The following is a 12371-nucleotide window of genomic DNA, read 5'->3' as shown; positions in this document are numbered from 1 at the left end:
GGTTGCGACGTTGTCTACTGCGTGGGACGCAGAGGCTCATTACGCGTGGGCAGCGATGTAGCTAAAGGGATTACCGTGCGGCACCCGGTCGTTATCCTGTTGTCGGTCAACGATTCACCCTTTGGCCTGTATGACGGCACATCTACCCGCCTTCTCCGAGCCGCCATGCTGGGGCCGATGGTACCGCACCGGCTAATACCCAACGCAGCCCAACTGCTGGTTATAAACGTGTTGCCAGATGACCCTGCCTTCCCTCATCTGGCTGTCTGGTTGTCTTCCAAAGCCATTCACCCGCTGGACCCGCTGATTTTTTGCGATAGGCGCGATGACCTGGCGGCCTTGTTTACCAGCAATTGTTCGTTGCAAACGGCTGCCGTGCTGTATGAGCAAAGCCTGCAGACCATTCTCGGTGAGCTGCCACCGATGCCTGATCTGGATCCGCGCGTGGCTGCCCTGATGAAAACCATTGCGGCCGATCCCTTTGCTCCACTGGCGGCGTTGGCCAGCACCTGCGGCATGTCGGTGGCGGGCATGTCGCATTTATTCTCGCGCTCTGTGGGTATTTCCATGCGCAGCTATCGCCTGTGGCAGAAGTCGGCGATTGCCTGGTGCGGCATGCTGCAGGGAAAGGAGCTCACGGCCGTGGCCCATAGCGCCGGCTTTACCGACGCAGCGCACTTTTCGCGAGAGTGGCGGCGCTGGTACGGCAAGACCCCCAGTGAGTCGCGCAATCCTGCGCGCGTACAGGTGGTATTCAGGTGATGTGTGCAACTGATCAGGTGTTATCCAAGGGATCAATGAGGCAGGAGAGGGCGCTGTTGGACAAGTAAGTTCAATTGCCGCGGCGGCTTAGTTGTTAGCGTTCAGGTGCCGGATATCTTTCAGGCCCATTCAATAACAACAAAAGGACCTTGTATACGCCGCCCAGGGTGGCGACTGCGGGTCAGGAGTCTATCGTGAAGCTAACCAGATTATCGTCCTCTATCAGGGGCGCCTTATTGTTATCCGCCGGGCTTGGGCTCAGCGGCTGCTTGTCGGGTAGTGGTGATTCCTCTACGCCACCACAGAGCGCTGTCTGCAACAGTGCCGAGAATGCGGTGCAGGTCAACGAGATGTGCATACAGACCGTGACCGTGGCCAGCCCCGCGAAGGCCGCCCAGACCCCGGGAACGCCAGGTGTTTTGGTCACCAATCCCAAACTGACAACCCACCTGGGGGCTGATGCGGATCTGAATCAGGCGCGCTATACCCGCTACGCCCTGGCTGATCAGACATCGCTGCAGCCGGATGCGATTCTGGTGGCGGTGCCGGGCACTCTGGGCGGTGCGCACAACTATTTTCGGCTGGCCGAGAACCTGATGGCCGATGCGCAGGCCGCCGGCATGGTGCTGGAGGTCTGGGCCTTCGAGCGGCGTTCAGTGCTGCTGCAGGACACCGTGGGCCTGAACATCGCAGAAGAAGAGAAAGACCCGCTGATTGCGGTTAACTTCCTGTTTGGTGACGAGCTGGATCTGCCGTTGAGCGCCGAACTGGACCGCCGCGCGGTGTTCTACGATCAGGCCGATGTGCCGTTCATGGCCAACTGGACGCCACAGGTTTTCTCGCAGGACATCGATGTGGTGGTTGAGCTCGCGCGTGATGCCGCGCGCAATGGCAACGTGTTCCTGGGCGGGCACTCTGCCGGCACTGGCTTCGTTGCACGCTACGCCGCCACCGACTTCAACCTCAGCGGCACCGGTGCGCCCGAGCCTGGTTACGCCAAACTGCGTGGCCTGGTGCTGTTTGAAGGGCAGGGCGGGTCGCTGCGTGCCACGGCGCCGACTCCGGCCGAACTGGATGCAGTCGAGGCGGCGGCCGATGGCGGATTGTATGCCGCTGTTCAATCCGGCGCGGTGAGCGCGTATATCAATGCCCCCGGACTGGGCCCGCGTCAGCTGGTGTCCAGTGAGGTGCTGGGTATGCAGATGGCCTTTGAAGAAACCATCAACGGCGAGCAAGCCGTGTTGCAGCAGACCTTCGGGCCAGACCGCAACGGCAAAGGCAACAGCGTCTACCAGCAGGTGGCCGGGTATAACGATCGCCCGTTCCCGGTAACGGCCGGGGCGGCGCTGGCGACCTTCCAGGACGATGACAATCAGGCCACACCGCAGTTCTATCACCTCTCCATGGGCGCGCTGGGTGCGCTGAATGCCGACGGTCTGGTCGAGTGGCTGGACAATGATCAGCCCATGCCGGCTTCCGCATTGACCGATAACGGCCCTGCACCGACCTCGCTACTGTCGCCGCAGCTGTTCTGGGGGGTAGAAGCTGAACCGGTGAACATGGCGCGGCTCACGCCATCGCTCTTCGTCGGTGACACCAATTACAGCGATTGGTATTACCCGAGTACAGGTCTGTTGATTGGTAACAACGCGACTGTGGGTGGCGCCAGCTTGGGCCTCGACACCAGTGCCTTGTCGTTGCCGGTGGCATTGGGTGGCCGCGGTCGCTCTGATATCGTCAATCAGACCCAGGCGCAGCAGATTGATGTGCCGGTCATCGGGTTTGGCGGCACCAATGGTCTGACGCCGGTGCCGGGTATCTGGCGCGGTTTTGCCAACGCCATAGCGCCCTGTGCGGCGCTGAGTTGCGACGGCACGGCGCGGATGCTGACGGGAGCCGCCGATCTCAGTGCGTTCCCGACCTTTGGCGGCGCGGCCGGTGGCTTCGAGGTGTATATGAGTGAGGGCTACTCACACAACGACGTGCTGGCTGCCGATGACGATGCAACCAATAATGTGATCGATCCCTTGCTGGCGTTTATCGAGCGCAACGCGGAATAAGTCCTGGCGTCAACGACAAGAAGACCGCGTCTGTCGCAATGGCAGGCGCGGTCTTTTGCTTTTACTGGCAGCCTTTACCCACACACATCCGCTACCCCCGCCCGATAAAGGGCATTTTGGTTGCCATGATGGTCATGAACTGGATATTGCTTTCCAGCGGCAGCTCGGCCATCTGCAGCACCGCCTGGGCTACATGGTCCACATCCATTACCGCTTCGGCTGCGATCTCGCCATTGGCCTGGGGCACGCCGCGCTGCATGGGAATGGCCATGTCGGTAGCCGCGTTGCCGATGTCGATCTGCCCGCAGGCGATATTGTACTTGCGGCCATCCAGCGAAGTGGATTTGGTCAGGCCGGTCATGGCGTGCTTGGACGCAGTGTAGGGCGCAGAGTTGGGCCGTGGGGCGTGGGCGGAGATAGAGCCGTTGTTGATGATGCGTCCACCCATAGGCGACTGGGCCTTCATCAACTTGAACGCCTGCTGGGTGCAAAGAAAGGCGCCGGTGAGGTTGGTGTCGATGGTCGCGCACCAATGCTCGAACTGAATGTCCTCAAGCGGCACTGGCGGAGCGCCGGTACCCGCGTTGTTGAACAGCACATCGAGGCGGCCGTAGGCACCTGCGATCTGGGCAAATAGATCAGCAACCGCCTGTGGATCGCGTACGTCGCAGGCAATGATCATGGCCCTGTCGATCAACTCTGGCGCGTCTGCCAGGGTGGCGCGCAGCTTGTTCTCGTTACGTCCAGTCAGCACTACCAGGTAATCGGCGCGCAGCAGCGCCAACGCGGTGGCGCGGCCGATTCCGCTTCCGGCGCCGGTAATCAGGGCCACTTTGCGTTCCGGGTGTGTCATTGCTGTTCTCCTGTTGGTGTTTTTGCACAAGCATACAACAGGAGAATCCGGGGTATCTGTCGCGTGCAAGACAGCCGCACAGACGGAGAACAAAACAACGGCGGGCTGCCCGAGCAGCCCGCCGTTGTTCAGGTTGGCGACGCGAGGTCGCCGTGCATTGAACCTGCTTGCTTAGTTGATGCCTTTACGGCGGACTGTCCAGCTGAAGCTGGAGCACAAGCCGCAATTGCTACCGTAGAACGTGCTCTCCGCGCTGTCGTCATCCATCAACTGATAACGGAACCAGGCCGTCGCAGGGCCACGGAAGTCGCCGGCATTGCCAATGGGTTCAAAGTGACTGGCGCCGCGTAGCTCACCCCAGAAAACCGGTACGTTGGCGCGGGTGAACACCGGCAACGAATTGAGTGTGGGGGAGGCGATGACATCGGCACCGCCGGACATCAGGAACATCGGGCCATTCTGGTTGCCTTGTGACGAGCTGCGATGGCCCAAGCCGATAGTGTAGGGCTGGAAGGGCGCCGTGGCTTTGATGCGGTAGTTTTGCCCCGCCATGATGGTCCCACCACCGCCTTGGGAGTGACCGGCTGCACCGATCCGGTTGAGGTCCAGCTTGCCGGCATAGGTGCCACTGCTGCGGTTGTTCTGATCGGCTAGGTAGTCCACGCAGTCCAGCATGGCCTGGCCGGTGCCGGCGTTCGAGGTGTTGGCCGCAACCACCACAAAACCGTGGCTGGCCCAATGATTGAGCAACGAGCCGTAGGTGCTGGGAGAGGCGCCAGTGCCGTTGCCCCAGACAATGATGGGGTGCTTGCGGCCATTGGCGCCGAGGGTGCTCGGGCGATAAACCGTGCAGCTAAAGCCGGCACTGCCACTAGTGGTAGAGAAGGATCCACTGGCACTGAAGCTGGACACGCCTGGGAAACCGGTGCCGGTGGGAGTCCCACCGCCGCCACCGCCGCCGCCCGGATTGACTGCCAGAGCGGCAGAAGAAACGGCAAGGCCAAGGGTTAGCGCTGCGAATTTGAGTGCAGGTGCTTTCATTGGTAATTCCTTTCGTCGGTTCATTGTTTTTGTCCGAAGCGGAACAAACAAACCTGAGTTTGTACTCATCCGCTGAAAGGGCACCATAGTTATTTAACTAGCGGAGTGAACTCGCCTATTCGGGTGGCGTGAAAGTTATCTGGGTATTGATCGTTAATGTATTTTCGGCAAACGGATATTAACATTATGATCTTGCTTGTTTTGCGGAAATTGATTGTTGTTCGCGCGCAGGTTGCGCTACTCGTTATATCACCTGCATGGGGGATAATAAAAAAGGTGCGAGCGAACAAGTTCGCTCGCACCTTCCTTTGGCGTATAACTTAATTGATGCCTTTACGACGCACTTCCCAATCTCTGTCGCCGCACAGGTCACAATTGCTACCGTAGAACAGGTCGTCGGCGCTCTGGTCATCCATCAAGTGGAAGCGGAACCAGGCGGTGGACGGGCCACGGTAATCGCCGGCATCACCTACGGGCTCAAAGTGGCTTGCGCCGTCGAGCTCACCCCAGAACACCGGCACATTGGCGCGGTTGTATACCGGCAGGGCGTTCAGGGTAGGGGACGCGATGGTGTCGGAGCTGCCGGTCATCAGGAACATGGGGCCGCTCTGATTGCTCTGCGAAGAGCTGTTGTGGCCCAGGCCGATGGTATAAGGCTGGAAGGGGGCGGTTGCAGTAATACGCGAATCCTGACCGGCCATGATGGTGCCGCCACCGCCTTGGGAGTGGCCTGCAGTACCGACTCGATTCAAGTCGAGCTTATTGGCGTAAGTGCCTGTGCTGCGGTTGTTTTGTGTGGTCAGGTAATCCAGGCAGCTGAGCATTGCCTGACCTGTGCCGGCGTTGGAGGTATTGGCGGCAGCAACCACAAAGCCCTGGCTGGCCCAGTGGTTGAGCAGGCCCGAGTAGGTGCTGGGTGACGCGCCAGTGCCGTTACCCCAGAGGATGATCGGGTGTTTCAGACCATTGGCGCCCAGGGTGCTGGGGCGGTACACGGTACAGCTGCTGCCGGCGCTGCCGCTGGTGGTGGAAAACGAACCGCTGGCAGCAAAGTCGCTGACTCCCGGAAAGCCGGTACCGGTAGGATCGGTGGTGCCGCCACCGCCACCCGGGTTGGTGGCCAGTGCAGAGCAGGACAGCGCCATGCCGAGGGCGAGGGCGGATAACTTGAGTGCAGGTGCTTTCATGATGGTTCCTTTGTTGTTGATGTTGTTTATTCCACAACTTGAGCGGACCGGTGATAAATAGGTCTTCACTCTTGCAAGGAACGCTAAACTTCGTTGCGCACTTTTAAACTAACCTGAATGGGTGAGATGGAGGTGTTTCGTGACGTGGGTCCGGTATTGACATTGCTTTTGTGCGATATCGAGCAGTTATGCGGCGCGAGTAATGGCTGAAAGATATCAACTTTCTGTTTCAGCTGAATAAAGTGTGTGTGCTTTGGCAATTGTCTTTGTCTTTGTTTTGTTTCTTTTATGAGACTAAAGACAGTGAGGTTAATGACGTACAGACAGGGTTGACTATTAACCGTATGAGTTGCGTGGTATCGCGAGCCGGTTTTATCCTCGAGCTCAGGTGAGCGGCATGCTCATGATTGCGATGGCGCTAGACCTGCGCCATCGCAAGCAAGTCATGGCGGTAGGACTGAGGTCTGTCCCTGTGCCAGGGCGGCCAATCCGCCAGCGATGGTTGGCTGGCGCACCGGGATGGGCTACAAAGGGAGCTTTCTGTTTATGATCTAGCCGGGAAACCAAGATGTCTGACGATCAGTACTACTACGAGCCTGCGCAGGGGCACGGCCTGCCGCATGACCCTTTCAACGCCATTATCGGCCCGCGTCCTATCGGCTGGATCTCCTCTCAGGATGCCCAGGGGCGGCTGAACCTGGCGCCTTACAGCTTCTTCAATGCCTTCAATTACACGCCGCCCATCATTGGTTTTGCCAGCGTGGGTCGCAAGGACAGTCTCAACAACATTGAGAACACCGGCGAGTTCGCCTGGAACCTGGTGACTCGGCCGCTGGCCGACGCGATGAACCAGAGCTGCGCGGCGGTGGCACCCGAGGTGGACGAGTTTGAGCTGAGCAACCTGACGCCCGTGGCGTCGCGTCGCATTGCCGTGCCACGGGTGGCACAGAGCCCGGTGAGCTTTGAATGCAAGGTGACCCAGATTGTGCAGCTGCAGGGGGTCGATCAGGTGAAGGTGCCCACCTGGCTGGTGTTGGGCGAAGTGGTGGCGGTGCACATTGCCAATGCGCTGCTCAAGGACGGTATTTATGATACCGCTGCCGCTGAACCCGTGCTGCGCGGCGGTGGCCCGGCCGATTACTTTCAGCCGGGGCCGGAGTCGCTGTTTCGTATGTGGCGTCCTTCGATGAACTAGGCAGCAAGGCGCCTGGGCGGCTCCGGCGGGAATACCCCCCACAAGGGGGGTGATGATCCAGCACGGCGCTGGATAGCATCTGAAGTCATGTTTTCAATAATAAAGAGACTGCACATGACTCTGATGATCAAGGGCTTTGGCCCGTTGCTGCGCCTGGCTGGCCTGAGCCTGGCCAGCCTTGGTTGGGTGACTGGCGCGCTCGCCGGTCAGGTAGATGGTGCCGCGATGCAGGCGCTGGAAACCGATGGTAGCGAATGGCTGAGTTACGACCGCACCTGGGCTCAGCAGCGTTTCAGCCCGCTCGACCAGATCAACACCGAGTCCGTGAGCAAACTGGGACTGGCATGGTCGATTGATCTGGACAACAAACGCGGGCTTGAAGCCACGCCGCTGTACCACGACGGCGTGCTTTATACCTCGCTGTCCTGGAGCCGGGTGATGGCAGTCGATGCCGGCACAGGCGAGATTCTCTGGAGCTTTGATCCCGAGGTCAACAAAGCCAAGGGCCGCGATGCCTGCTGCGATGCCGTCAACCGTGGCGTAGCGCTGTGGCAGGGCAAAGTCTACGTGGGCACGCTGGACGGCCGTCTGATCGCCCTGGATGCTAAAACCGGCAAGCCGCTCTGGACCCAACAAACCACTGATAACAGCCAGCCTTACACCATTACCGGCGCACCTCGAGTGCTCAAGGACATGGTGCTGATCGGCAATGGCGGCGCCGAATTTGGCGTGCGCGGCTTTTTCTCGGCCTATGACGCCAATACTGGCGAACTGCGCTGGCGCTTCTACACGGTGCCGCGCGACCCCGCGCAACCGCAGGAACACCCGGAGCTGACCGAAGCGCTGAAAACCTGGAGCGAAGACACCGATTGGTCGCTGGGCGGTGGCGGCACCGCCTGGGACAGCATGGCCTACGACCCGGACCTGGACCTGCTGTATGTGGGCACCGGCAACGGCTCGCCCTGGAACCGTGAGGTACGCAGCCCGGGCGGCGGTGACAACCTGTATCTGTCCTCGATTCTGGCGCTCAAGCCTGAGACCGGCAAGCTGGTCTGGCACTACCAGGTTACGCCTGGCGACACCTGGGACTTTACCGCCACGCAGCAACTGACCCTGGCCGAGCTGGAGATCGCGGGCAAGCAGCGCCAGGTCATCATGCAGGCGCCCAAGAACGGCTTTTTCTACGTGCTCGATCGGGCGACCGGCGAGCTGCTCTCGGCGGAGAAGTTTGGCAAGGTGACCTGGGCCGAGCGTATCGACATGGCGACAGGCAGGCCGGTCGAAACCGCCGAGGCGCGCTATCAGAAAGAAACCCTGGTGATGTGGCCCAGCCCCTTGGGCGCGCACAACTGGCACTCGATGTCGTTCAGCCCGCTCACCAACCTGGTGTACATCCCGTATCAGGAAATCCCCGGCACTTACAGCAACGAGGCTGGCAGCTTCGTACGCAAGCGCGCCTTCAATACGGCGGCAGGCTCCTCGGAAATTACCGAGCTGCCACGTGAGTACACCTCGGGCGCGCTGCTCGCCTGGGACCCCGTCAAGCAGCAAGCGGCCTGGCGGGTAGAACGACCCAACCATTGGAATGGCGGCACCCTGGTAACCGCAGGCAACCTGGTCTTTCAGGGCACCTCTGCCGGACAGTTGGAGGCGTACAGTGCCGACAAGGGGCAACCGCTCTGGAGCTTCGAGGCGCAAACCGGGGTGATCGCTGCGCCCATGACCTATCTGCACAAGGGCGAACAGTACGTGGCGCTGATGGCGGGTTGGGGTGGCTCTGGAGCCCTGATTGGCGGCGATGCGGCTGTGGCGACGGGCGTGCGCAATGTCAGTCGTATGCTGGTCTTCAAGTTGGGTGGTGACAAACAACTGCCTGCCTTGGCACCGGTGGCGGGTAGCGGCCGCACACCTGAGCCGGTCGTGGCGGCCGCTAGCGATTTGGCCGCCGGGGAGAAAATCTATTCTCAGTATTGCGCCGTCTGCCACGGGGTGGGGGTTGTGGGTGGCGGCGTCATTCCCGATCTGCGCCACAGCAGCGACGCGGTGCGCAGCGCCTGGGAAGCGATTGTGCTGCACGGTGCCTATCAGGCCAACGGCATGGCGGCGTTCGCAGACAGCCTGAACAGCGAAGAAGCCCAACAGATTCGACTGTATATCCTGCAGCGCGAGTACGATAGCTGGGTGCAGGCGGCGAAGAAGTAGCACAAGTCCGCCAAGGCTCCGGGTCAGAGCGTGACCCGGAGTGCAGCTAGAGTCTTTACTCTAATATCACCAAATCTTATGATGGGCGCGTCAGCCTGGTTGCGGCGTGTCTCGCGTCTTCTGCCTGCTATGCTGACCTCAAGGCCAATGGACTGTGGCCAGACAACAATAACAATAGGTCGCACATTCGGTTGCTGCTGTCGACGCTTGCCGTGACCGCATCGTCCCAGGCGACCCGCGCTCAGCATGGGTAGTTCATGAACATCAGAATGGGTGTGCAGCAGTACGCCACCGCTCCCGATACGGGGCAAGGCAGCGACGTTCCGCTTCTGTTGAAAACCAAGATCACGGCACCGCGCCGGGGCCGTGGAATACTGCCAAGGCCTCGTCTGGAACAGCACGCGAGCTTGCTCAATGAGCGGCGCCTGGCGATCCTCATGGCCCCTCCCGGCTTTGGCAAAACGACTCTGGCCAGCATCTGGGCCGATGCCCTGCAGGCCCAGTCACATGCGGTGGCCTGGCTTTCGCTGGACGCAGAGGATGACTCTGCGCAACGCCTGTTGTTCTATATCGCTGCCGCGTTGAGCCAGGCCGATCCGACGCTGGGGCAAGCCTGCCTTAGCCTGCGCGCCGAACTGACCTTCTTTTCCACCGAGACGCTGGCCAGCTTGCTGATAAACGAACTTAGTCGCCGCGAGCAGCCAATCACCCTGTTTATTGACGACCTGCACTGTATTGACGATGCAGTGCTGGTGGACGCGCTGCGGTTTCTGCTGCAGCGCGCGCCGTCGCATTTTCACCTGGTGTTCATCACTCGCAATGAGTTGCCCCCGGCTTTACTTGAACATCTGTACGCCGACGACCTGCTGGAAATTGACGGCGCTCAGTTGCGCTTTGAACTGGAAGAAACCCGCGATCTGCTGCGCAAGGCTGGCTATGAACCGCAGGAGCCCAGCGATATCAACCGCATTCAGGAATCGGTCGAAGGCTGGATTGCGGCACTGCGTGCTTTCCTGCTGACGCCGGGTCACAGCATCGTGCGCATCGCGCCGCGCACTATCTGTAACCTGTTTGAGGAGGTGGTGCGTCACCTGGACGAGCCCTTGCGGCAAAATCTCTATCCGTTGGGTTTGCTGGAAAAATTCAGCGAAGGCTTGCTCGCTGCCCTGCTGGGTAGGTCTGCCGCAAGGCAGCTGCTTGAGCAGTTGCAGCAACGTCAGCTGTTTGTCACCGCACTCGACCCCGAGGAGACTTGGTTCAGTCTGCATCCGTTGTTTCGTGAACACCTGAAAAAGGTCTATCTGCGTCAACATGAAAGCGAGGCGCGCGAGGTCTTGGTGCAGGCCGCAAACTGGTTTGCCGAACGCAAGCTGTGGCTTGATGCGATCCGGCTGGGACTCGACAGCGGCGAGGTCTGGCAGGTCAAGGCCTGGATCGAGCACTGCGCTACCACGCTGATCGAGCAGGGCGATTTCACCACACTGGTCATATTGGAAAAGCGTTGGAAGCTGCAGTCGGCCGATTGCCCGTTGCCATTGAAGATGGCGCGTGCCTGGGCCATGGGCCTGTCGCTGGAAATCGGCCCGGCGCACAAACTGGCCAAACAGATAGAGGCCGAGCTCTGGGCTGAGTCCGACAAAGGCAAAAGCACCTCGATCTACTGGGAGGTACAGGCATTGCAGGCCATGCTGCTGGGCTTGGCCGATCACAACATGCGTTCCGGTCCCTGGGCCCGGCGCTGTTACGACTCCGGTGCGACCCGTCCCTGGGTGACCAATGTGCTGCTCAACCTGATGAGCGGCAGCTTGCTGCGCGATGCCAACTGGGAGGCACTCTACCAGTTGCCGCCGACCGTGGACGCACAGGACGGTAATCGCGGGTATTTTCTGCATGAGTGTTATCGCCAGTCGTTAACCGCACTGGCTGAAGGTGCGCAGGGCCGTATCAGCTATGCGATCGAGGGGCTGCAGGCGCTGGTGGAGCAGATTGACCAGAATTTTTCCGACGGCCTGACATCACCCAATCCGGTGCTGCTGGCGTTACCCAACGCCCTGCTGGCGCATTATTCCTACCTGCGAGGTGAGACCAGCCAGGCTGCGTACTATCTGCAGGGCTGTCTCGATTACATCAACATGGGCGGCTTTCTCGACTGTATCGCCCTGGCCTTTATTACCTCCGCGCGGCTACAGGCTCAGCAGGGGCAGGGGCTGCGTGCGCGGCAAACACTTGAACAAATGAGTGTGCTTGCGCAGCAACGAGCATGGCCACGATTGCAGTCCTGGGCGATGCTGGAACGGGTTCGGCTTTGCCTGCAGGAGCGCCGTGTGCGTGAGGCTGCAGGCTGCCTGCGGGAATTGCAGCAGTTACAGGTAGTGACGCTGGATGATGGCGGTGTCGATCGATGCCAATTCGCCCTGATGGCCGAGCTGTGGCTCGGTTTGGCCGGCCAGCCGGTGCGTGCCGAGCTGGTGGCAGAGGCACAACGCCTGCTGGCCGAGCTGCGCCAACGCCAGTTCTGCCTGATGACCGCTGAGCTGGGATTGGCGCTCGGTTTTTACCTCTCTTTGCTAGGTGATCAACAGGGTGAGCCGCTGTTGAGCGAGGCTCTGGGGCTGATCCGCGACAGCGGTGCCGTGGCCCTGTTGCGTGATATTGGCGTTGCCGAAGCCTGCACTACGCTGGCGCCCTATGTCCCGGCGAACTGGCACGCGGAGGTGATCATGCTGCTGGGCCGCAGCGCAAGCGTGGAGGAAGAGGTCAGTAGTTGCGCCGCCTTGCTGGCGCTGACTGTGAAGGAACGTCAGGTGATGCAATTGGTTGCCGAGGGCAAGTCGAACAAGCAGATTGCCAAGGACTTGGGTGTGACACCGGAAACCATCAAGTCGCATATGAAGAGCATCTTCAGCAAGCTCAAGGTCGATAGTCGTGCGCAAGCGGCGGTAATGCTGCAGCAGGGGTAGGTGCAGCTGTTGGCTGCGCTAGCGGCAGCTACCAGCAACGGTAAGAGCAGCGCTGGGTTTGAGGTTAACTTGCAGCGTTAATCTTGCCGTTCAGCAGAGGGGGTGCCCTGT

The 12371-nt window shown here is 60.3% G+C and carries 8 protein-coding genes; 5 read left to right on the top strand and 3 right to left on the bottom strand.

The window, feature by feature from the left end:
• Positions 1-45 precede the first annotated feature (45 nt).
• Together V7747_RS10815 and V7747_RS10810 are read left to right on the top strand one after the other, a co-directional pair.
• Complete coding sequence (locus V7747_RS10815) at positions 46-762, top strand: helix-turn-helix domain-containing protein (protein WP_335616044.1); 717 nt, start codon at positions 46-48, stop codon at positions 760-762.
• A 194-nt stretch (positions 763-956) separates the two neighbouring features.
• Positions 957-2822, top strand: coding sequence for a hypothetical protein (locus V7747_RS10810; RefSeq protein WP_335616043.1), 1866 nt, complete (start codon positions 957-959; stop codon positions 2820-2822).
• A 91-nt stretch (positions 2823-2913) separates the two neighbouring features.
• On the opposite strand, the gene V7747_RS10805 is transcribed toward V7747_RS10810, so the two are convergent.
• The 3 genes from V7747_RS10805 to V7747_RS10795 form a co-directional block, all read right to left on the bottom strand.
• Complete coding sequence (locus tag V7747_RS10805; RefSeq protein WP_335616042.1) at positions 2914-3675, bottom strand: SDR family oxidoreductase; 762 nt, start codon at positions 3673-3675, stop codon at positions 2914-2916.
• A gap of 171 nt (positions 3676-3846) precedes the next feature.
• Positions 3847-4716, bottom strand: coding sequence for an alpha/beta hydrolase family protein (locus V7747_RS10800; protein ID WP_335616041.1), 870 nt, complete (start codon positions 4714-4716; stop codon positions 3847-3849).
• Positions 4717-5036: 320 nt separating this feature from the next.
• Positions 5037-5903, bottom strand: a complete 867-nt coding sequence (locus tag V7747_RS10795) for an alpha/beta hydrolase family protein (protein ID WP_335616040.1) — start codon at positions 5901-5903, stop codon at positions 5037-5039.
• A gap of 568 nt (positions 5904-6471) precedes the next feature.
• Here V7747_RS10795 and V7747_RS10790 point away from each other — a divergent pair.
• From V7747_RS10790 to V7747_RS10780, 3 genes are all read left to right on the top strand, one after another.
• Entirely contained in the window at positions 6472-7098 is a 627-nt protein-coding gene (locus tag V7747_RS10790) for a flavin reductase family protein (RefSeq protein WP_335616039.1), read from the top strand.
• A 114-nt stretch (positions 7099-7212) separates the two neighbouring features.
• A complete protein-coding gene (locus V7747_RS10785) occupies positions 7213-9300 on the top strand; it encodes a PQQ-dependent dehydrogenase, methanol/ethanol family (protein WP_335616038.1) in 2088 nt (695 codons plus the stop codon).
• A gap of 257 nt (positions 9301-9557) precedes the next feature.
• The gene (locus tag V7747_RS10780) at positions 9558-12260 is read left to right on the top strand and encodes a LuxR C-terminal-related transcriptional regulator (protein WP_335616037.1); all 2703 of its coding nucleotides are present in this window, start codon (positions 9558-9560) and stop codon (positions 12258-12260) included.
• Positions 12261-12371 lie beyond the last annotated feature (111 nt).

The sequence above is a fragment of the Halopseudomonas sp. genome (genome assembly GCF_036960865.1).
In the GTDB taxonomy this organism is placed as follows: Bacteria; Pseudomonadota; Gammaproteobacteria; order Pseudomonadales; family Pseudomonadaceae; genus Halopseudomonas.
The sequence above is the reverse complement of the archived record's forward strand: the minus strand, read 5'-3'. Positions and strand labels throughout refer to the sequence as shown.

Bases quoted from the DNA above. Each gene is read 5' to 3' on its own strand.
- V7747_RS10780 (WP_335616037.1), top strand. From the start codon at position 9,558: ATGAACATCAGAATGGGTGTGCAGCAGTACGCCACCGCTCCCGATACG.
- V7747_RS10800 (WP_335616041.1), bottom strand. From the start codon at position 4,716: ATGAAAGCACCTGCACTCAAATTCGCAGCGCTAACCCTTGGCCTTGCC.
- V7747_RS10790 (WP_335616039.1), top strand. From the start codon at position 6,472: ATGTCTGACGATCAGTACTACTACGAGCCTGCGCAGGGGCACGGCCTG.
- V7747_RS10805 (WP_335616042.1), bottom strand. From the start codon at position 3,675: ATGACACACCCGGAACGCAAAGTGGCCCTGATTACCGGCGCCGGAAGC.
- V7747_RS10795 (WP_335616040.1), bottom strand. From the start codon at position 5,903: ATGAAAGCACCTGCACTCAAGTTATCCGCCCTCGCCCTCGGCATGGCG.
- V7747_RS10785 (WP_335616038.1), top strand. From the start codon at position 7,213: ATGACTCTGATGATCAAGGGCTTTGGCCCGTTGCTGCGCCTGGCTGGC.